Origin of the sequence: Amycolatopsis sp. MEPSY49, from assembly GCF_051337345.1 — a bacterium.
GTDB lineage: Bacteria > Actinomycetota > Actinomycetes > Mycobacteriales > Pseudonocardiaceae > Amycolatopsis.
In genome coordinates, this window is sequence record NZ_JBDLYJ010000014.1 from 217,654 (window position 1) to 238,160 (window position 20,507).

A 20,507-nucleotide genomic window follows, 5' to 3' on the forward strand; every position below is an offset into this window, starting at 1 on the left:
CTGGACGGGCCACGGCTACGCACGGCTGGGTCTTACTTGCCGGCCTTACGACGCTGCACTCGCGTGCGGCGAAGCAGCTTGCGGTGCTTCTTCTTCGACATGCGCTTGCGGCGCTTCTTGATCACAGAGCCCATGGGCGCTCCTTAGGTCGTCGTCGGTCACGCTGCCCGGCGCAGCGTCCAACGGGTGGAGCGCACAGGCACGAGCGGTTTTCCAGGTTACCCGGCACCCGGTGCGGGCCGGTCGGCGGGCACGTCGTAAGGCGACGTGCCGCCGGCCGCGACGTCGATCAACCCACGTCGTAGTAAGCGCCCTGGAGGTACTCGTGCACTGCTTTTTCCGGCACCCGGAAGGACTTCCCGACCCTGACGGCGGGCAGCTCACCCGAGTGCACGAGACGGTAGACGGTCATCTTGGAGACCCGCATCAGCGTGGCCACCTCGGCGACCGTCAGGAACTGGACCTGCCCGACTGCCGGCAGATCCTCCTTCTTGTTCGGCGACATGTTTACCGCGTCCTTCGACACGTGTCGCGCCACGAGGCTTCCCCACCTGTGGTATCGACACGCACGTGCTCTATCGAGAGTAGCGGGACTGGTGGGACTAATGCGACGCCTGTCACCGAGATGGGCTCCTACCTGCGCTAACGCACAGGCACCCGCGCGTGCAAGACCTCCGGAATCGCCCATTACGGCGAATCCGGGCGCGCGGTCCCCGGTTCGAGGGGCAGCCGCAGCGGCGCCGTCCTGGCCGAAGGCGTCCGTGAGATCCACCCAGGTGTCGTCGGCGAGGTCGTAGGTGGCGTGGAGTTCGTCGACGGCTTTGATGACCGCGCGGTCACCCGCGTCCCAGCACTCGTCGGCCGGGCCGCCGGCGGCGAGCGAGCGGATCTGTTCGTCTCGGAGGCCGGCCTTCCCGGCGAAGGTGGCGATGTGCACGCTCCACTCGTAGTCGGCGCCGCAGAGCGCGGTCGTGCGGTCGATGACCAGCTCGAGCGCGATCGGCGGCCCGAGCCGGTCGAGCGCTTCGGCCGTCCCCGCGTCGAACGGCGGCTCGAGGGGCGCGATCCGTGGCTGCTTCGATTTCAGGCATGCCCGGCCGGCCGCCCGATCATGGCGCTGCTCGACCTGCTCGGCCGGCGGTGGACGCTGCGGATCCTCTGGGAACTGTGTCGTCCAGCGTGCTGGCCACACGGCTGCGCGAACTGGGCGAAGCCGACTTGGCCGGGCACGCCGAGGGCTACTCACTCACCGGGCCAGGGCCGGTCGTTGTTCGGGACGCTGGTCCAGCTCGACGCCTGGGCGGCGGACTGGCGGCCGCGTCAGCCTTCGTGAGCCTTGCCCAGCTCCACGGACCGGTCCTTCGCGGCCTCGATGGCCGCCAGCATGGCCGCGCGGACGCCGTGCTTCTCCAGCTCGCGGATGGCGTTGATGGTCGTCCCGGCGGGCGACGTCACGGCCTCGCGCAGCAGCACCGGGTGCTCGTCCGACTCGGCGAGCATCTTCGCCGCCCCGACGGCCGACTGGATGATCAGCTGCCCGGCGAGCGCGCGCGGCAGGCCGAGCAGGATGCCGGCGTCGATCATGGCCTCGACCAGGTAGAAGAAGTAGGCCGGCCCGGAGCCCGAGAGGGCGGTCACGGCGTCCTGCTGCGCCTCGGGCACCTCGACGACCCGGCCGACGTGCGAGAGCAGATCGCGCACGACGGCGAGGTGCTCGGCGGTGGCGTGCCGGCCGGCGGAGATGGCGCTCATGGCCTCGTTGACCAGCATCGGCGTGTTCGGCATGACCCGCACGACGGGGACGCCCTCGGCCAGCCGCCGCTCGTACAGCGAGGTGGGCAGGCCCGCGCAGAGCGAAACGACGAGCGAGTTCGGGCCGAGCAGCGGCGCGAGTTCGTCGAGCACGGGCTCGATGTCCTGCGGCTTCACCGCGACAACGAGGACATCGGCGCGCTTCGCGGCTTCTTCGACCTCGACGCCGCGGACGCCGTAGCGCGCGGTGAGCTCTTCGACGCGCGCCGGGTACCGCTCGGTGAAGAGCAGGTCGCCCGGCTCGTGGCCGCCGTGCAGCAGCCCCGAGAGCAACGCCTCGCCGATCTTTCCCGCACCCAGCACCGCGATGACCGTCATGGCGTAAAGCGTGCCAAACGCGCTTCAGGCGCCCGGTGCCGGGGCGAACCGCGCCCCGGGTGGTTCGGCTGCCGTGCGATGAACGACCCGTTCACCTCGCCCGACGCCATGAAAGAGTCGTTCATGGCGTTCCGGCCGGGCACCAGGGCGAGCCACGCGCTTCAGGAACCCGGTGCCGGGGCGAGCCCCAGCTGCCGGGCCTGGCACACCAGCCGCCCCTGCGAGTCCACCACCGTCGCGTCCGAGTCGAACCACGACTCGTGCACCGAACGGGACTCCACCACCACCCGCAACCACCCCGGCGCCGGCCGGGTCCGCAGCAACGCCGTCAACTGCACCGTCGGCGCCCAGCCGATGCGCCCCAGGTTCATCACCACCGGCGGGTTCACGTCGGACGCCAGCAGCGTGAAGTACGGGTCCACCAGCCCGTGCCGCGGCCGCACCCACAGCCGCATCCGGGGCGGCTCGCCGGTGCGCCCGGCCAGGTACCCCGCCGTCGCCGGGTCCAGCCGGACCTCGCACCCCTTGGCCAGGTTGAACGGCCCCTCCGTGCTCTCCGCCATCGCGAGCGCGCCCGGGGACGGCTCGGCCGGCATCGACGGCACGTCCGTCCACTCCGGGCGGCGCATCGGCAGCCGGCCGGTCGTCACGCGCGCCTCGACGCAGCTGCGGCCGCGCTGCTCCAGGCGGACCTCGACCACCGTCGCGCGGCGGCCGACCTTGCGGACGTCCGTGCGCAGCAGCACCGGGCCCAGCGCGGGCGCGTGCAGGAACTCCGCGCTGACCACCAGGGGCTCCGCGTGCGGCTCACCGCGCTCGTGGAGGGCGGCGATCGCCGCCTTGGCCAGCAGGGCCAGCAGGAAACCCCCGTGCGGGTGCGAGCCGATGGCCCACTCCGCACGCAGCACCGCGGTGAAGGTGCCGTCCCCCAGCGACCGCGCCGCACTCGCCGTGTCGAAGGACACGGCGGTGCCGTCCGTTCCGCTCACGAACGCGCCGGGCCAATGGGTAAATCCGGGCAGGTGACGATCAACGAGCGCGACGGGTTCACGGTCCGAACTTTACGTGTTCGATCCCGGTAAATGGACCCGGGAGCAGTCGTGTCCGTGGTGAACGTGCGCAATTACTGCCCGAGGTGGAATCGCGCGAACAGCAATGCCTCCGCCAGATCACGGACCCGCTCGGCGCCGGTGACCGCGTGCCGGGTGTTGATCTCCAGCACGATCTGGCCGCCGAAACCGCTGCTGACCAGCTTCTCCAGCAGCGCGGCGCAGGGCTGGCCACCCCGGCCGGGCACCAGGTGTTCGTCCTTCGGGACGCCGGTGCCGTCCGCCAGATGGACGTGCGAGAGGCCTTCGCCCATCCGCTCGGCGAGCGCGAGGGCGTCCATCCGGGCTGCCGCTGTGTGGGACAGGTCGAGCGTGTAGTGCCGGAAACCGACGTCCGTCGGGTCGATCGACGGCCGGAACGCGGAGACGCGCGAATTCTTCGAACCGCCGGGCGGGCGCACCTTGAACATGTTCTCGACGGCGATTTCGATCCCGCTGGACTCCTCCAGCTCGTCGACGAGATCACCGAAGGCGTCGCCGTAGCGCCGCTGCCACCGGAACGGCGGGTGCACGACGACGGTCCGCGCGCCGAGCTCCTGCGCGGCCTCGACGGACATCCGCAGCCGCACGACCGGGTCGGGCGACCAGATCCGCTGCGTGATCAGCAGCGACGGCGAGTGGATCGACAGCACGGGCACCCCGGTCCGGCGCGACCACCGGCGCAGGGCGCTGACGTCCTGGCTGACCGCGTCGGCCCACACCATGACCTCGACGCCGTCGTAGCCCAGCTCGGCGGCGAGCTCGAAGGCGGTCCCGGCCTTGAGGGGCCACACGGACGCCGTGCTGAGCCCGACGGGGACCGGCTGCTCGTCTGTCACGCGCGCCATCCTGCCTCGTCACCGAGGGTGCGGAGCAGGGGCACGCGCGGAAGGGGACGCGGATCTCACCGCGTCCCCCGCGCGTCAGCGGCCGACGAGCAGCAACGCCGCCGGCGAGACCGTCACCACCAGGCCGACCAGCACCGCCAGCACGGTCGTCTGCAGGTCCTCCGCGCGGCGGATCTTCCGCACGATCCAGACCAGCGCGACGACCACCAGCAGCGCCGCCACCAGGGCAGCGGCCGGGATGTTCACCCACAGCCAGTTGAAGCCCAGCCAGACGGCGGCACCGCCGACGACGCCCAGCGCCAGCTGGCCGGCCAGCGCCAGCCACGCCTTGCCCGGCGAGGCCGCGGGCTCCGGCTCCGCGACCGGCTCGGGCACGTCGTCGTACTCGTCGTCCTCGTAGCCGTCGGCCTGCTCGTAGCCGTAGTCGTCCTGCTCGAAGTCCGGGCCGCCGTCCGGGTAGCCGTCGGCGAACTCGCGCTCGTACGGCGCCAGGTCGTCCGGGATCGGGGCCCGCGACGCGCGGTCGCCGGGCGCGAACGGCATCGGCGGCGGGTACGCGCCGGTCGGCGGCCCCGCGTCGTACGCGGCCTGGTAGCCGCTGCTCTCCGGCGCGAAGCCGTCGGGCTCGAAGTCGTCCTCGGGGTAACCGTCGTCCGGCGTCTCGGTGGGCACCACCGGCATGACGCCGATCTCGGTGTCCTCCAGCTGCTCCTTCTGCCGGCGCTTGCGCCAGTTCGCGAGCCCGCCCGGTGACGACGGCTCGTCGGGCTTCGCCGGGGGCGGCGGCTGCTCGCCGGCCACCGCGTCGAACTGCTCGGTGTAGGCCTCCTGCTGCGGCTGCGGACGGCGCGCCGGGCCGCGGCGCGGGCGCCCGGGCGCGGCCGGCGGCGTCGAGAACGTGCCGCTGGCCATCGGGGGCGGCGGGACGTCGACGTCGGCGTCCGGGGTGCCGTTGAGGCCGTCGAGCCGGGCCGACAGCGGGCCGCCGGACGGCGGCGGCGTCGGCAGCTGCTGCGACGGCTGCGGCGGCGGGACCGGCAGCTGCTGCGACGGCGGCGCGGGACGGCGCCGGACCGGCGGGACGGCCCCGCGGGTCTCCTCGGCCGGCGGCGGCGTTGGCAGCTGCTGGGACGGCTGCGGCGGCGGGACCGGCAGCTGCTGCGACGGCTGCGGGGGCGGCGGCTGGCGCCGCGGCGCGCGCGGCGGCACGGGCGGCTGCGCCGACTCCTGCGGGCGTGCGAACTGCCCGGACTCCTGCGGCGGCCGGGTGAACTGGGTCGGCTCCTGCTGCGGCGGGCGCGCGTACTGGCCGGACTCGGCGCCACCGGGAGCGGGGCGGGCCGGCGGCGGCGGAACCGGCCGCGGCAGCGGCTGCGAGTCCTGCGGGACCGCGCGGGGCGCGGGCGGCGGCGGGGAGGGTGGCTCGGCGCGCCGCCGTCCGGTGGGCCGGTTCGGCGGGGGCGGCGTGCCCTCCGAGGCGACGCGGTCGATGATCGCCTGCGGGCCGGTGTCGCCGACGCCGGGACGGCGGTGCGAACCCGTCGGCCCCGGGGTCTCCGGGGTGGCGGGCTCGTCGTCGTCATCGGCCGCGCGGCGGCGGCGACGGCGACCGCCGTCGACCTGGGCACCGTGCTGGGCGAGCAGCTCGGCCACGGTCTTCTGCGGCTGGTCGCCTCCGGTCTGGTCCGTCATACCTGGTCGTCCCCTGCGCGCTCTGGGTTCTCGGCACTCGGCGAAGCGGTACCTGACGGCACGCCGGCGGCGCCGCGCGCGCTGTACGCCGACCTCCGCATGTCCGTCACCTCTCCACCGTGCCCGTTGTCCGTCCGGGAAGTCCAGCCGCGTGCTTTCACCGGTCCTCCTGTGCGCCGAAGCGGCCCACGAGGGCGGCTCCAGTCTCATCCGCGCCGTTCGAATGGTCCAGCCGCCGCAGGATGACACCCTCTCGCAGAGCCCACGGGCAGATCTCGAGTTCGGCCAAACCGAGGGCCCGCATCGTGGCCTGCGCGACGAGCGCGCCCGCCACCAGCTGGTGCGACCGGCTCGGGCTGACGCCCTCGAGCTGGGCCAGATCGGCCGACGTCATCCGCGAGATGAAGGCCAGGAGCTGGCGCAACGCGGTGTCCGTGAGCGTACGTCGCACGCGCGGGCCCGCCGCCGAGGGGGCGGCGCCGGTCAGCCGGGCGAGGGACCGGAACGTCTTCGACGTCGCGACGACGCGGTCGGGTTCACCCCATTTGGTGACCTTGCGGGTGAGGTCGGTGAGCTGGTCGTCCAGCCACGCCGACGTCGCGACGAGCTCGGAGCGCGTCGGCGGGTCGTGCTTGAAGCGGGTGCGCGTGGTGCGGCCCGCGCCCAGCGGCAGCGATTCGGCCAGGACGGGCTCTTCGTCGCGGCCCATGGCGATCTCCAGCGAGCCGCCGCCGATGTCGAGCACGAGCAGCTGGCCGGCGGACCAGCCGTACCACCGCCGGACGGCGAGGAAGGTGAGCCGGGCTTCGTCGGTACCGGACAGGACCTGCAGGTCGACGCCGGTCTTGTCGGCGACGCGGGCGAGGACCTTGGCCGAGTTCTTCGCTTCGCGGACGGCGGACGTGGCGAACGCCATGACTTCCTGGCAGCCGAGCCGCGCGGCGGCGTCCTTCGCGGATTCGACCGCGGTCACGAGGTCGTCGGCACCGGCCTTGCTGAGCTCGCCGGCGGGGGTGAGCTGCTCGGCCAGGCGCAGCACGGACTTCTCGGAATGCATCGGCGTCGGGTGGGCGCCACGGTGGGCGTCGACCACGAGCAGGTGGACGGTGTTGGAACCGACGTCGAGTACCCCTAGGCGCACGGGGGTCCAGGGTACCGGCCCTGGCGCCAGGTCTCGAACTTGTAACCGAAAACACTCGGTGCGGCCACGACCGCACTTTCCCCGAGAAAGTGATCCGGAGTCGGTAGCTCCGCTACACTTTCTCGGGGAAAGTTCGGTCTACGGAGCGTTATGTCTCGAACTTGTAGCCCAGACCGCGGACCGTCACCAGGTGCCGCGGCGAGCCCGGGTCCGGTTCGATCTTCGAGCGCAGCCGCTTCACGTGGACGTCCAAAGTCTTCGTGTCACCCACGTAGTCCGCGCCCCACACCCGGTCGATCAGCTGGCCGCGCGTGAGCACCCGGCCCACGTTGCGGAGCAGGTACTCCAGCAGGTCGAACTCCTTCAGCGGCAGTGACACCTCGGCGCCGTCCACCGTCACGACGTGCCGCTCGACGTCCATCCGGACCGGGCCCGCCGACAGCACCAGCGGGGCCAGCTCGCCGTCCGTGCCCGGCTCGCCGCCGCGGCGGAGCACCGCCCGGACCCGCGCGATCAGCTCACGCGCCGAGTACGGCTTCGTCACGTAGTCGTCCGCGCCCAGCTCCAGGCCGACGACCTTGTCGATCTCGCTGTCGCGCGCCGTCACCATGATCACCGGCACGGCCGACCGCTGGCGCAGCTGCTTGCAGACGTCGGTGCCGCTCATGCCGGGCAGCATCAGGTCGAGCAGCACGATGTCGGCGCCGTTGCGGTCGAACTCCTCCAGCGCGGCCTGGCCCGTCCCGGCGACGGCTGCGGTGAACCCTTCCTTGCGCAGCAGGAAGGCGAGGGGGTCGGCGAACGACTCCTCGTCCTCGACGATGAGAACCCTGGTCACAGGTTTCCTCCATGATCTGGGCTGTCCTGCCCGGTAACCACGAGCCTCGGGGTGCGCTCGGGGGTCTTCTCCTGCCGAGGTGCCGGCGAGGTCTTGGCGGCCCGCGTCGGCTCGGGAGCCGGTTCGGGGCTGACGTGCGCGGGGATGCGCAGGGTGAACGTCGAGCCGGTGCCGGGACGGCTCCACAGCCCGACCGAGCCGCCGTGGTTGGCCGCGACGTGCTTGACGATCGCCAGGCCGAGCCCGGTGCCGCCGGTGGCGCGCGAGCGGGCCTTGTCGGCGCGGTAGAAGCGCTCGAACACGCGCTGCTGCTCGTCTTCGGCGATGCCGATCCCGCGGTCGGTGACGGCGATTTCGACCATCCCGTCGGCCAGCCGCCTGCTGATCGACACCGGGCTGCCCGCCGGCGAGTACGCGACGGCGTTCTCCAGCAGGTTCGACAGCGCGGTGACCAGCAGCGTCCGGTCGCCCTCGATGAGCAGGGAGCTGGGGTTGTCGGTGGTGATCCGGATGTCGGCCGATTCGGCCGAAAGCGTCGTCCGGCCGAGCGCCTCGCGGACGACGGCGTCGACCTCGACGACGTTGAGGTCCGGCAGCCGCTCGGCGCCCTGCAGGCGGGACAGCGCGATCAGCTCGGTGACGAGCTGGCCCAGGCGCGTCGACTCGCGGAGGATCTTGCCGCCGAAGCGGCGGACCTCCTCGACGTCCTCCGCGGCATCGAGCACGGCCTCGGTGAGCAGCGCGATCGCGCCGACCGGGGTCTTGAGCTCGTGGCTGACGTTGGCGACGAAGTCGCGGCGCACGGCCTCCAGCCGGATGGCCTCGGAGTGGTCGACGGCCTCGACGACGGTGAAGCCGTCGCCCAGCGGCCGGACCTGGCCGAGCACCGCCTCCGGCTGGCGGCCGCGCGCTTCGAGCGGCGAGAGATCGATTTCCAGCGGTTCGTCGGTCTCGACGACCTGCTCGGCGGCCTTGCGGGCCCGCGGGTCGGCCTGGTTGACCTTCACCAGGCCGAGCTCGTAGGCGCGCGGGTTGTGCAGCACCATGTCGCCGAACCGGTTGAGCACGACGACGCCGTTGTTCGAGGAGCGGACCAGCCGTTCGAGGAGCTCCGCGACGGTCGGGCCCGGCGGCCGGGCCTCTTCGCGCCGGGTTCGCGCCCGGGCGACGAGGTAGCCGACCACCGCACCGGCCACCAGTGCGCCGATGGCCAGTGCGAGTGAAACAGGCGTGGTCACAGGCCGATCGTAAGCTGAGAAGTGGCCCTTCGGCCTAGCGTTGTCCGCCTTGTCGTGAGCACCGCGACACCTGGCGAGGACATGTTCGCCGGTGCTTCAGCCCGCGTTCACCCGATCGATTCCGCGGCGAGACATTCCGGGTGAATCACCCGGCGGTGTCGAGGGTCTTCAGATCGTCGTCGGTCAGCTCCAGTGCGGCCGCGGCGACGTTCTGCTCGAGGTGCGCGACGTCGCCGGTGCCCGGGATGGCGAGCACGTGCGGTCCTTGGTGGAGGGTCCAGGCGAGCCGCACCTGGGCCGGCGTGACGTCGTGCCGGCGGGCGACCTCGGCGACGCGCGCGTCCTCGCCCGTCCCGCTCGCGACGGCGAAGAACGGCACGAAGGCGATGCCGTGCTCGGCGCACATCCGGACGATCTCGTCGTCCTCGCGGCGCGCGGTGAGGCCGTACTGGTTCTGGACGCAGACGACCGGCGCGATCGCGAGGGCCTCGGTGAGGTGCTCCGGCCCGATGTTGGAGATGCCCAGCTCGCGGATGAGGCCCTGTTCCCGCAGCTCGGCGAGGGCGCCGAAGCCGTCGGCGAGCGAGCCCTCGCCGCGGTCGAGCGCCTGGCCGATCCGGTAGTTGACGACGTCGAGGTGATCGAGGCCCAGCTCACGCAGGTTCTGCTCGACCTGGGCGCGCAGCTGCTCCGGCCGGGCGGTGTAAAACTCCCCGGTGAAGTCGCGGCCCGGGCCGACCTTGGTGGTGATCGTCAGGTCGTCGTAGGGCGAGAGCGCGGTGTTGATCAGCTCGTTCGCCGAGCGCGGGCCGGCGAAGTAGAACGCGGCGGTGTCGATGTGGTTGACGCCGAGTTCGACGGCCCGGCGCAGCACGGCGATCGACGTCTCGCGGGCGCGGATGCCTCCGTCCGAAGTGGACATCAGGCGCATGGCGCCGAAACCGAGGCGGTTGACTGCGAAGGAGCCGAGCTGCCAGGTGCCCGCCGCGGCGGCGGGGAGAGTGGTGTTCGTGGTCATGGCTCCAGCCTTCCGACGAAGCACCGTTGACCTCCGGGTTTGGCAGTTTGCTGCCACACTGGAATGCGTGGAGAGAGTCAGTGACGTCGTCGTGGTGCGCGGCGAAGCCGAGCTGTTCGAGCGCACCGCCCACCTGTTCGCGACCGCGAACGAGATCTCGTGCGCGGCCCGCGACCTGCACACCTGGTCGGTGGCGCACCCGAGCGCGCCGGAACGCGAACAAGCCGTCCGCACAACGTCGGTGCGCAAGATGTACCTGCCCGGCGTCCTGTTCGACCCGGCGCTGGCCGAGCACCTGCGGTTCATGGCCACGCACGGCGCGCGCATCCGGATCACCGAGCGCGAGGTCAACGAGACGATCCTGCTGGACCGCCGGATCGCGATCGTCGCGGGCGACCACGTCGGCGGCGTCCGCAGCTACACCGTCGTCAGCAGCCCGGAGCTGGTCCAGGGCATCCAGTCGCTGTTCGAGGCGGCCTGGGCGGGCGGCACCGACCTCGAGTCGTACCAGGCCCGGTTCACCGAACTGGGCGCGCGGGAGATCCTCGAGCAGCTGGCGTCCGGCTGCAAGGACGAGACGGCGGCCCGCGCGCTCGGCGTCGGCCTGCGGACGTACCGGCGGCGGGTGGCGGAGCTGATGGAGGTGCTCGGCGCGTCGTCCCGGTTCCAGGCCGGGGCGCGGGCGCGCGAGGCCGGGCTCCTGTGAGGCGAGTGCTCCTGGCGCTGGTCCTGACGACCTCGGCGTGCACGTCGGCGATCTCCGGCACGGCCACGCCGCTCACCGGCAACCTCGCGCTCGTCAACGGGCCCGGGACGGCCGCCGCGCTCGACGCGGTGAAGACGGCGGCCGAGGCGGTGTTCAGCTACGACTCGGCGAACCCGGCGGCGTTCGACCAGGCCGTCGCGGCGAACGTCACCGGAGCGGCGAAGGACCAGCTCACGAAGCTGTTCGACACCATCCGGAAGAGCCCGCAGGCAGTGCGCCTGGCCACGCGGGTGCGGGAGGCGGCCGCGCTGGAGTTCACCGGCGACCGGGTCCGCGAACTGGCGGTGCTCGAGCAGGAGAACGGCACGTCGAAGGGCCTGGCGACGGTCGCGTTGACCGCGCTGAAAGCGGACGGGCACTGGCGGCTCTCGGACCTCGCCGTGAACCCGGCGCAGCCGTCCCCCGCGCCGCACCCGGACGACGGCACCCTCGCGGGCACCCGTGACGCGGCGGTGGCGGGCACGCGGGCGATCGCCGGCGGCCTGTTCACGACCGACAGCGCCGACGCGGACGGCTCGTACGCGCGGGCCGAAGCCGTCATCGCCGACCCGTTGCTGAGCGACTACCGCGCGAAGAAGGCGAGCTACGTCGAGGCGATCCGCAAGAGCGGGACGAAGGTGGCGCTCGGGCCGGACCCGATGGCCGCGGTCGTCGTGCTGACCGGCGGCCGGGCGGTGGTGCTGTTCTTCACGACGCTGCAGGTGACCGACGCGACGGGCAAAGCCGCCGGCAAGCCCTTCACGGTCGAGTTCGACGTCGTCCGTGAAGGGGCGAGCTGGAAGGCGACGGCCGTCCGGCCGGTCACCGCGGCGTGAGTCAGCGGCCCTGGTTGGCGACCGCGGCGGCGGCTTCCTTGGCGGCCTCGGGGTCGAGGTACTCGCCACCGGCCTTGACCGGCTTGAGGTCGGCGGTCAGGTCATAGCGCAGCGGGATGCCGGTCGGGATGTTGAGGCCGGCGATGTCGGCGTCGGAGATCCCGTCGAGGTGCTTGACGAGCGCGCGCAGCGAGTTGCCGTGCGCGGCGACGAGCACGGTCTTGCCCGCGCGCAGGTCCGGCACGATTTCGGACTCCCAGTACGGCAGCAGCCGCTCGACGACGTCCTTGAGGCACTCGGTCAGCGGCGCGTCGTCGCCGAGGTTCGCGTAGCGGGCGTCGCCGGCCTGGCTCCACTCGTCCTTCGGGTCGATCTCCGGCGGCGGGGTGTCGTACGAGCGGCGCCAGAGCATGAACTGCTCCTCGCCGAACTCGTCGAGGGTCTGCTTCTTGTTCTTGCCCTGCAGCGCGCCGTAGTGGCGCTCGTTGAGGCGCCAGTCGCGCTTCACCGGGATCCAGTGCCGGTCGGCGGCGTCCAGCGCGATGTTCGCGGTGGAGATCGCGCGGCGCAGCAGCGAGGTGTGCACGACGTCCGGCAGCAGCCCGGCATCGGCCAGCAGCTGCCCGCCCTGGCGGGCTTCGCCCTCGCCCTGCTCCGACAGCGGCACGTCCACCCAGCCGGTGAACAGGTTTTCCGCGTTCCACGTGCTCTGCCCGTGCCGCAGCAGCACCAAAGTCCCAATCTCGGCCATGGGTTCAGCCTGCCATGACGGACCAGCGGACCGACTGGTGACCTCGCCTCCTACCCAGAGTGTGTTACTACGAAGTAACACCTCACCCTTCGACAAGTCCGAGCGCCAACAACGCGCAAAATCCGCGCTTCAAACTGCACACCGTTATCGCCGCGAGCGAAGTTCACTCGAACGGACTAGTGAGTAGTCTTGTGATTACAGGTCGAGATCTGACAGGTTTGCTTACGTCCCGAGCGGCCGGATTCCACGCACTCCCCGGCCGGTTTCGGGCTTCGACCGCGGCTCGTCTCCCCCCTGCCGAGCCGCGGCCCGCCGGCCCCGATGACACCCCCCTCGTCACCGGGTCCTGATCGGCGGGAACTTCAGCGGGGCGGCTCGAGATCGCGACTCCCCCCTCCCTCGAGCCGTCCCGCCTGTTCCGCCCAGCTCTCCACGGCCACCCAGACGACATCCCCGGCGCCGCTCAGCCCGGCGTCGCGGCGATGTCATGAAAGGGTCGTTCATGTCGTCTGACGAGGTGAACGACCCGTTCATGACATGTGGGCGACCGGATCGGCTGCGCTGACCTGACTTTGCCGGCGCCCTGTCGCCTGACGACATGAATGAGTCATTCACGTCATCTCCGGCAGCCGCTCAGCCGCTCACCCCAGCGGCCAACACGCGCCTAGACCTCCCCGCCCCTCGTCCCAGCCGCAGTCAGCACCGGAGACCCGGGGTCAAGGGTGAGCGAAGCTCATCGCGAAGCGACGCCGAAGGCGCCCTTGAGGCCGGGTCTCCGGTGTTGAACAATCGAGGACGAGGAGCGGGGGAAACCTCAGCTCTCAACAGTCTCCGGCTTCACGACTCGCCGCCGCCGGTTCAGCCACCACCCCAGCCAACCCAACGGCCCCACGATCAGCAGGAACGGCGCAACGGCCCCCAGCACGGTCAGCAACCCGCCGCCCAAGGTCAAAAACGCGTCCCACCCCCCAGCCAACCCGCCAAGAAACCCACTCCGATCCTCCGAAGGCGGAGCCGGAGCAGCAACACTCCGAATGCTCATCGACACGGTCGCCATAGCGACACTCCCAGCGAGCGAGTTCCGCTGCTGCTCCAACGACTCCAAAGCCGACTCACGGCTCGTCAACTCACTCTCGATCGAAGTGATGTCCGACACCGAAGTAGCCTGCGAAAGCAACGCCCGAATCCGCTCAACGGACTTCCGCTGAGTAGTCAACCGAGCCTCGACGTCAACAACCTGCTCGGTCACATCCTGAGTGTTCAACTCCCGCTTGACCAGCGAAGACCCCAAGTGCGACAACTGGTCCAACACCGGATCCAACCGCTCCGCGGGCACGGCCAACGACAAAGTCGCCGACTGGTCACCGGTGCTCTCCTGCCCGGTATAACCCCCAGCACCCTGCGCGATCCCCCGAGCCTGCGCGACGACGTCCACGACCTTGACGGCGGTCAATTCCAACCGAGCACTACGCGAAAGCTTCCGTTCGGTGGCCCCGGGCTGCGGAGCCGCGACCTTCGACTCGGCCTTGCCCCCGGTCCCCTGCTGCGGCGCGGCCGGGACCTTCGCCACCCCACCGGCGCTGTCCGCCGTGGACGAAGCCCCGTTCTCGGCCGCCGAGCACCCGGCCAGGGCGAAAACCACCGCCGCGCCCGCGAGCGCCGCTCTCCATCGAGTCCGCATCCTGCGTCTCCCTCCAGTTTCGACTGGCGGTGAGACGGATGTCCGGTTCAGGGCCGTTGCACGGCCTGGGTCACGACTCGGTCAAGCCCGGTTCGTGCGGCTTCTCGGGGGCGACGAGGTGCTTGAACGCCTGCAGGTTCGCCAGCGACTCGCCGCGGGAGACGCGCCAGTCCCACTCGCGCTTGATCGACGTCGCGAAGCCGATCTCCAGCAGCGTGTTGAAGTCGCCGTCGGCGGCTTCGAGCACCTGGCCGAGGACCTTGTCCAGCTCGTCGGCGGACATCGTCTCCTTGCCGAACCGGCCGACCAGGTAGATGTCGCCGAGACTGTCCACTGTGTAGTGCACGCCGTAGAGCTTCGCGTTGCGCTGCAACAGAAAGCGATAAACGTCCTCATGGGACTCATCGGGACGGCGGCAGACGAAGGCTTCCACCGAAAACGCGTGGTCGCCGTCGACGAGCCACGCGTTGGTCTGCAGCTTCTTCGTGCCGGGCAGCGTGACGAAGTACTTGCCGGGACCGCGTTTGTCGTACTTCAGCTCGGCCGAGTCCAAAGTAGACTGGATCAGCTGGTCCAGGCTCACACCGCCACCTCCGTGCGCAGGTCCAGCGCGCGGGAGAACGCGCTCGTCGCCTGAGCATAGATGTCCAGCAGGGCGTCCGTCGTACGCCGCCAGGAGAACCGCCGCGCGTGCACGACGGCGTTGGCACCGAGTTCGGCGCGCCGGTCCGGGCGCAGGGCGACGGCGGCCAGCGCGTCCGCCCACTCGTCGGCGCCGTGGCCGGGCACCAGCAGGCCGGACACGCCGTGCGGCACCGCGACCGGCAGGCCGCCGACCTCGGCCGCGACCACCGGCGTCCCGCAGGCCTGCGCTTCCAGCGCGACCAGGCCGAACGACTCGTTGTAGCTGGGCACCGCGACGACGTCGGCGGCGCGGAAGACGCGGGCGAGCGCTTCCCCGGGCTGCGGCGGCAGGAACCGCACCTGCCGCTCGATGCCCAGCGAAACCGCCAGCTCGCGCAGCGCCTTCGGCTGCTCCAGCCCGGTGCCCGACGGTCCGCCGACGACCAGCACGACCAGCCGCGAGGCCAGTTCGGGACGCCGGCGCAGCAGGGCCGCGGCGGCGTGCAGCAGGACGTCCGGCGCCTTCAGCGGCTGGATCCGGCCGGCGAAGGCCAGCACGACGTCGTCGCCGGCCAGGCCGAGGGAAGCACGTGCGGCCGCCTGGGAGCCCGGCGTGAAGCGGTCGAGGTCGACGCCCGGCGGCACGGCGTGCACCGCGTCCGGCTCGGCGTCGTAGAGGTCGATGAGCTGCCGCGCCTCGACGGCGGTGTTGGCGACCAGCCGATCGGCCTCGGCGACCACCTGCTCCTCGCCGATCACCCGCAGGCGCGGCTCCGGCTTGTCGCCGTCGGCGAGCGCGGCGTTCTTGACCTTCGCCAGGGTGTGCGCGGTATGCACCAGCGGCACCGACCAGCGGTCGCGGGCGAGCCAGCCGACCTGGCCCGACAGCCAGTAGTGCGAGTGGATGAGGTCGTAGTACCCGGGTTCGTGGAACGCCTCGGTGCGCAGGACGCCGGAGGTGAACGCGCACAGCTGGGCGGGCAGCTCGTCGCGGCCCAGCGGCTCGAAGGGGCCGGCCTGGACGTGCCGCACGGTCACGCCCGGCGCCAGCTCGGCCACCGGGGGCTGGTCGGACGCCGTCGCGCGGGTGAACACCTCGACCTCGACGCCGCGGCGGGCCATCTCGGTCGCCGTCTGGCTGATGTACACGTTCATCCCGCCGGCGTCGCCGGTGCCCGGCTGCTCCAACGGCGATGTGTGCACGGACAGCACCGCGATCCGGCGAGGGGCAGCGTCGAACCCCCGGATGGAGCTGGTCACCTGGTCACGTCTCCCGCGTCAGCATTCCTCGGCGAACTGCCGCAGCACCGCGTCGAACTCGTCCGCGGACTCGGCGAAGGGCGCATGCCCCCCGTCAAGGAACCAACGCGCGACCGCACCCGGAATCTTCCCGAGGGCGTGCTCGGCCGCCGACGGCTCGATCACGCGGTCGGCGGTCCCGTGCGCGACCAGGGTGGGTTTGTCCAGCCTGACCAGCACGTCTTCACTGCCGACGTCCCGGCGGAAGAGCGCCGAACGGACCGCGGGCGGCACGCTCAAAGAAGCGCCGAGAAGGGCCTGCGCCTGCGTGCCCGGCACCGGCCGCGCGACCATCCCGCGGCTGAACTCGGTCAGGGCGGGGACCGCGATGTCCGGATCGTCCGAAAGCATGGCGCGCATGTGCTCGCGCATCAGCGGGCCGACGCGCCCGCCCGGCCGGTCGCGGCCGATCTCCGTGATGGCGCCTACGAGCACGACCCCGCGCAGGCGTGCGGTGCCGTGCACGCGGATGTGATCGGTGAGCACGAGCCCGCCGTACGACCAGGCGACCACGATCGCGTCCGGCCCGGCGAAGTCGAGCACCGCGGCGAGGTCGTCGGCCCAGGCCACCGGGTCGTCGTAGCCGGCCGCCGGGACGTCGGAGGCGCCGTGGCCGCGCAGGTCCATCGCGACCAGCCGGAATCGCTCGGTCAGCGCCGGGTCGGCCAGCTGCGCCGCCCAGCACGCGCCCGACTGCGCCCAGCCGTGCACGAACACGATCGGCCTGCTGTTCCCGTCCCCCTCGACCCGCAGGCCGAGCCGGACCCCGCCGTGCCCGACGACTTCGGTGCGCACGATCTACTTCGCTCCCAGCGACTTCCAGGCCGACCAGCTGTAGTTCCAGTCCTTGACGTCCGAGGCCATCGGCGCGCCCAGCTGGGAGCCGGTGATCTCGACCGGGTCGCCGATCAGCGCGGAGTCGAAGAAGTCCTTGGCGTCGGCCTCGAGGAGGTTGACGCAGCCGTGGGAGTTGTTGTTCTTCCCGATGTTGGCCGCGTTGTCCTGGTTCTCGTGGATGTACTCGCCGTGGTTGGAGAACCGGCAGGCCCACTTCTTGTTGACGTTCGTGTAGCCGTAGCGGGCGTTGTCGAAGACGGCCGTCGGCTCCTTGCTCATGATGATGTAGGTGCCGTTGGGGGTGTTGCGGTCGACCTCGGCGTCCAGGCCGTTCGCGCACGGGTAGCTCTTGACCTGCGCCCCGGCCCGGTAGACGCGCATCTGGTGGTCCGGCGTGTTGACCTTGACCACCTGGTTGCGGCCGATCTTGAACTTCGTGGTGACGTCGGCCTTGCCGTACGCGCCGCCGCCGAGGTCGACGCCGTAGAGCTTCGCCTCGACGTTCACGGTGATGTTCTGCGGCCAGTACTCCTTCGGCCGGTAGTCGACCTGGCTGTCGGACAGCCAGCCCCAGGCGCCTTCGATCTCCTTGTCCGTCTTCACGGACAGCGCCTTCTCGACGGCCGCGCGGTCCTTGACCGGCGACGCGAACTTGACGCTGATCGGCATGGCCACGCCGACCTGCTGGTTGTCGGCGGGGTTGAGCGTGGCGCGGATCTGCTTGGCCGGGCTGATCGTGGTGAACGTGCCGGTGAGCTCGACCGGCTTGCCGTCGGTTCCGGTGGCCTTGGCCGCGTACGTGTAGGTCTTGCCGTAGCCGAGCGGCTCGGAGCTGGTCCAGGTGAGCCCGTCCGGCGCGGTGTCGCCCTTGACGGCCTTGCCGCCGTCGGCGGTGACCTTGCACTCGGTGAGCTTGCCGTCGGCGACCTTGACGGTGACCGGCTTGAGGACCGAGGCGTCCTTGGCGTTGACGGCGGGCTCGGCCGTGATCTTCGCCACGGGCTGCGCGCCACCGCCGTCGGAGGCGGCCGCGCCGGTGGGGTAGGCCGTGCCGTCGTTCGTGCTCGAACACGCCGCGGCGACCAGGGCGGCCCCCGCCGCCAGAGCGGCCTTGAAGACCGTGCGCCGTTCGATCACCGAAACCTCCTGTGTTTCCCCCACCGACCAGCGGGTCCACGCCCTTAGCGCTGGTGGCCCGCTCGACGTTACCTGTCGAAAGGTGAAGACCATCCGATCAGGTGGCTACGTCTTTGTCGACAAAGACGTCTCATACACGTCCAGGTTGCCCGGTTCGGCTCAAATCACGCAGTTGATCAGCAGGGGTTCGGGGTGCAATCGGACGCCGAAGCGCTCGTACACGCCGTCGCGGACTTCGCGGGCCAGGGCCAGCAGGTCGTCCGTCGTCGCGTCGCCGCGGTTGGTCAGGGCGAGGGTGTGCTTCGTCGACAGCGAGACGCGGTTCCCCGGCCCGGGGTAACCCTTGGCGAAGCCGGCGCGCTCGATCAGCCAGGCCGCCGACAGCTTGACGCCGCCGTCGGCCGGGTACTGCGGCGCGTCGGTCCCGACGCTCTCGGCGATCTTCCGGAGCACGGCTTCCGCCTCGGCCGACGGGACGATCGGGTTGGTGAAGAAGGAGCCCGCGCTCCACGTGTCGTGGTCGTCGGGGTCGAGCACCATGCCCTTGCCGCGACGCAGCTTCAGCACCGCTTCGCGCGCTTCGGCGGCCGGGACGCGGGCGCCGATCTCGACGCCGAGCGTGCGCGCCAGCTCGGCGTAGCGGATGGGCGCGGAGAGGCCGTCTTCGCGGATCTCGAAGCGGACCGAGAGGACGACGCCGGTGTCGGTGCCCTTCAGGACGCTGGTGCGGTAGGCGAAGCCGAGCTCGTCGGCCTTGAGCGTGCGCACTTCGCGCGTCCGGCGGTCGTACAGCTCCAGCGAGACGATCGACTCCGCGACTTCGCAGCCGTACGCGCCGACGTTCTGGATCGGCGTCGCGCCGACGCTGCCCGGGATGCCGGAGAGGCATTCGAGCCCGCCCAGGCCCGCGTCGACCAGGCCGGCGACGAACGCGTCCCAGTTCTGGCCGGCTTCGACCTCCACGACGTCACCGTCACGGCGCCAGCCGGTGTTCGCCACCTCGACGAGCGTGCCGTCGAACCCCGCGTCCGCCACCACGAGGTTGGAGCCGCCGCCGAGCAGCAGCACCGGCTCGCCCGCCGCGTCGGCCTCGCGGACCGCCGCGACGAGGTCTTCGCTGGTCACGGCGCTGACGAACCGGCGGGCGGGGCCGCCGAGACGCAGCGTCGTGTACGCGGAGAGCTTCGGGAGGGCGGGAGTACGGGCGGTGTTCACGCGTCTGACGGTACTGTCCGGCTCATGGGATCCCGGATCGAGCACCGCGCCGAGTTCGCCGCCGACGTCCCCGCGACGTACGCGGCGGTCGCCGGCGAAGCCGCCCTGCGGGCGCGGCTCGAGCAGCTCGGCGGGCACGACGCGGCCCTGCTGTCGTACGAGGAGTCCGGCACGGACCTGCGCTACGAGCTGCGGCAGGGGATCAGCGCGGACAAGCTGCCGTCGGCGGTGCGGACGCTGCACAAGGGCGACCTGCTGGTGACCCGCACTCAGACGTGGCGCGTGAGCAACGACGGCACCGGCCGCCAGGGCAACGCGACCGTCGAGGTCGGCGGCGTCCCCGGCGAGATCGCCGCGCGCACCGCGTTGCTGGCCAACGGCGACAAGACCGTGCTGCGGATCAGCGGCGAGGTGACGGTCCGGATCCCGCTGTTCGGCGGGAAGCTGGAGAGCGTGATCGCCGAGCAGGTCACGAAGCTGCTGGAGCGCGAAGCCGAATTCACGGCGAAGTGGCTCACCGAGGTCGCCTGAGTCCGGTCGGCGCGCCGACCCGCGGCACGACCAACCCGAACCGCCTCCGCCGGGTCGACCGGTGGATCACGTACTCTCCCGCGGCGACCCGGCTGCTGCGCACGGCCGCGTCGCCGCTGGTCGTCGACCTCGGGTACGGCGCTTCCCCGGTGACGACGGTCGAGCTGGCCCGGTGGCTGCGCCGGGTCCGGCCGGACGTCCGGGTGCTGGGCCTGGAGCTGGATCCTGTTCGCGTGGCTGCCGCTCTGCCCGCCGCGTCGCCTCCTTTTTTGGACTTCCGCCGCGGCGGGTTCGAGCTGGCCGGGACGCGGCCGGTGCTGGTGCGGGCGTTCAACGTGCTGCGCCAGTACGCGGAGGACGAGGTCCCGGGCGCGTGGGCGCTGGTGCTGGACTCGATGGCCCCGGGCGGCCTGCTGGTCGAGGGCACGTGCGACGAGATCGGCCGGCTGTCGACGTGGGTGCTGGTGTCGTCCGCCGGCCCCGTGTCCCTGACGCTGTCGATGCGGCTGGCGGGGCTGGACCGCCCGTCGACGATCGCCGAGCGGCTGCCGAAGGCGCTGATCCACCGCAACGTCCCGGGCGAGCGGATCCACGCGTTCCTGGCCGCGCTCGACACCTGCTGGGCCACGGCCGCGCCGCACCAGGCGTTCGGCGTCCGGTCCCGCTGGCTGGAGACGGTCCGGCTGCTGGCGGCGCGCGGCTGGCCGGTGCCGGACCCGCGGATCCGGCCGGGCGAGCTGACGGTTCCGTGGTCCGCGGTCGCCCCTGCCTGAAGCACCCCAATGGGGTTGTTTCATCGTGGTTTGTGCTGGTCAGGATGGGTTGACCTGGTCTGATAGTGCTCATCCCGGGCCTGGC

21 protein-coding genes are annotated in these 20,507 nt (G+C 71.6%); 4 read left to right on the forward strand and 17 right to left on the reverse strand.

The genetic code is table 11. The features are described from left to right. Positions 1–32: 32 nt before the first annotated feature. The 10 genes from ABFJ78_RS42020 to ABFJ78_RS42065 all read right to left on the reverse strand — a co-directional run bounded on the left by ABFJ78_RS42020 (position 33) and on the right by ABFJ78_RS42065 (position 9,993). On the reverse strand, positions 33–134 hold the full coding sequence (locus tag ABFJ78_RS42020; protein ID WP_007030867.1) for a 30S ribosomal protein bS22: 102 nt from the start codon (positions 132–134) through the stop codon (positions 33–35). Positions 135–289: 155 nt separating this feature from the next. Beyond that, positions 290–505: a helix-turn-helix domain-containing protein gene (locus tag ABFJ78_RS42025; protein ID WP_013222402.1), complete on the reverse strand. Its 216-nt coding sequence runs from the start codon at positions 503–505 to the stop codon at positions 290–292. An 815-nt stretch (positions 506–1,320) separates the two neighbouring features. Next, positions 1,321–2,130, reverse strand: a complete 810-nt coding sequence (gene proC, locus ABFJ78_RS42030; RefSeq protein ID WP_436393018.1) for a pyrroline-5-carboxylate reductase — start codon at positions 2,128–2,130, stop codon at positions 1,321–1,323. A 161-nt stretch (positions 2,131–2,291) separates the two neighbouring features. Further along, positions 2,292–3,119: a thioesterase family protein gene (locus ABFJ78_RS42035; protein ID WP_436393019.1), complete on the reverse strand. Its 828-nt coding sequence runs from the start codon at positions 3,117–3,119 to the stop codon at positions 2,292–2,294. A gap of 134 nt (positions 3,120–3,253) precedes the next feature. Next, positions 3,254–4,066 (reverse strand): sugar phosphate isomerase/epimerase family protein, encoded by an 813-nt coding sequence (locus ABFJ78_RS42040; RefSeq protein WP_436393020.1) that lies wholly within the window; start codon positions 4,064–4,066, stop codon positions 3,254–3,256. A gap of 75 nt (positions 4,067–4,141) precedes the next feature. Beyond that, positions 4,142–5,758 (reverse strand): hypothetical protein, encoded by a 1,617-nt coding sequence (locus ABFJ78_RS42045; protein ID WP_436393021.1) that lies wholly within the window; start codon positions 5,756–5,758, stop codon positions 4,142–4,144. A 157-nt stretch (positions 5,759–5,915) separates the two neighbouring features. Next, positions 5,916–6,899, reverse strand: a complete 984-nt coding sequence (locus ABFJ78_RS42050; RefSeq protein WP_436393022.1) for a Ppx/GppA phosphatase family protein — start codon at positions 6,897–6,899, stop codon at positions 5,916–5,918. Positions 6,900–7,047: 148 nt separating this feature from the next. Beyond that, positions 7,048–7,737 (reverse strand): response regulator transcription factor, encoded by a 690-nt coding sequence (locus ABFJ78_RS42055; RefSeq protein ID WP_086680214.1) that lies wholly within the window; start codon positions 7,735–7,737, stop codon positions 7,048–7,050. Beyond that, positions 7,734–8,975, reverse strand: a complete 1,242-nt coding sequence (locus tag ABFJ78_RS42060; RefSeq protein WP_436393023.1) for a sensor histidine kinase — start codon at positions 8,973–8,975, stop codon at positions 7,734–7,736. The genes ABFJ78_RS42055 and ABFJ78_RS42060 overlap by 4 nt, the downstream gene beginning before the upstream one ends. 145 nt (positions 8,976–9,120) lie before the next feature. Continuing rightward, positions 9,121–9,993 (reverse strand): oxidoreductase, encoded by an 873-nt coding sequence (locus ABFJ78_RS42065; RefSeq protein WP_436393024.1) that lies wholly within the window; start codon positions 9,991–9,993, stop codon positions 9,121–9,123. A 67-nt stretch (positions 9,994–10,060) separates the two neighbouring features. Here ABFJ78_RS42065 and ABFJ78_RS42070 point away from each other — a divergent pair, with 67 nt between their 5' ends. Then, positions 10,061–10,699: a DNA-binding response regulator gene (locus tag ABFJ78_RS42070; RefSeq protein ID WP_436393025.1), complete on the forward strand. Its 639-nt coding sequence runs from the start codon at positions 10,061–10,063 to the stop codon at positions 10,697–10,699. Between the two features lie 5 nt (positions 10,700–10,704). Next, on the forward strand, positions 10,705–11,574 hold the full coding sequence (locus ABFJ78_RS42075; RefSeq protein ID WP_436393026.1) for a hypothetical protein: 870 nt from the start codon (positions 10,705–10,707) through the stop codon (positions 11,572–11,574). Position 11,575: 1 nt separating this feature from the next. Here ABFJ78_RS42075 and ABFJ78_RS42080 read toward each other — a convergent pair whose 3' ends face one another. The 7 genes from ABFJ78_RS42080 to ABFJ78_RS42110 form a co-directional block, all read right to left on the reverse strand. Beyond that, a complete protein-coding gene (locus ABFJ78_RS42080; RefSeq protein WP_400864820.1) occupies positions 11,576–12,325 on the reverse strand; it encodes a phosphoglyceromutase in 750 nt (249 codons plus the stop codon). 814 nt (positions 12,326–13,139) lie between these two features. After that, a complete protein-coding gene (locus ABFJ78_RS42085) occupies positions 13,140–14,006 on the reverse strand; it encodes a DUF4349 domain-containing protein (RefSeq protein WP_436393027.1) in 867 nt (288 codons plus the stop codon). A 70-nt stretch (positions 14,007–14,076) separates the two neighbouring features. Then, positions 14,077–14,589: a YbjN domain-containing protein gene (locus ABFJ78_RS42090; protein WP_364460947.1), complete on the reverse strand. Its 513-nt coding sequence runs from the start codon at positions 14,587–14,589 to the stop codon at positions 14,077–14,079. Beyond that, complete coding sequence (gene mshA, locus ABFJ78_RS42095) at positions 14,586–15,890, reverse strand: D-inositol-3-phosphate glycosyltransferase (protein ID WP_436393028.1); 1,305 nt, start codon at positions 15,888–15,890, stop codon at positions 14,586–14,588. Before mshA ends, ABFJ78_RS42090 begins: the two co-directional genes overlap by 4 nt. Before the next feature lie 18 nt (positions 15,891–15,908). Then, complete coding sequence (locus ABFJ78_RS42100) at positions 15,909–16,724, reverse strand: alpha/beta fold hydrolase (protein ID WP_436393029.1); 816 nt, start codon at positions 16,722–16,724, stop codon at positions 15,909–15,911. Between the two features lie 3 nt (positions 16,725–16,727). Beyond that, complete coding sequence (locus tag ABFJ78_RS42105; RefSeq protein ID WP_436393030.1) at positions 16,728–17,903, reverse strand: L,D-transpeptidase; 1,176 nt, start codon at positions 17,901–17,903, stop codon at positions 16,728–16,730. 159 nt (positions 17,904–18,062) lie between these two features. After that, entirely contained in the window at positions 18,063–19,118 is a 1,056-nt protein-coding gene (locus ABFJ78_RS42110; RefSeq protein ID WP_436393031.1) for a UDP-N-acetylmuramate dehydrogenase, read from the reverse strand. Positions 19,119–19,142: 24 nt separating this feature from the next. On the opposite strand from ABFJ78_RS42110, the gene ABFJ78_RS42115 reads away from it, so the two are divergent. Both ABFJ78_RS42115 and ABFJ78_RS42120 read left to right on the forward strand, forming a co-directional pair. Continuing rightward, a complete protein-coding gene (locus tag ABFJ78_RS42115; RefSeq protein WP_436393032.1) occupies positions 19,143–19,649 on the forward strand; it encodes a DUF2505 domain-containing protein in 507 nt (168 codons plus the stop codon). After that, positions 19,628–20,422: a class I SAM-dependent methyltransferase gene (locus tag ABFJ78_RS42120; RefSeq protein ID WP_436393033.1), complete on the forward strand. Its 795-nt coding sequence runs from the start codon at positions 19,628–19,630 to the stop codon at positions 20,420–20,422. The genes ABFJ78_RS42115 and ABFJ78_RS42120 overlap by 22 nt, the downstream gene beginning before the upstream one ends. The last annotated feature ends 85 nt before the right edge of the window (positions 20,423–20,507 follow it).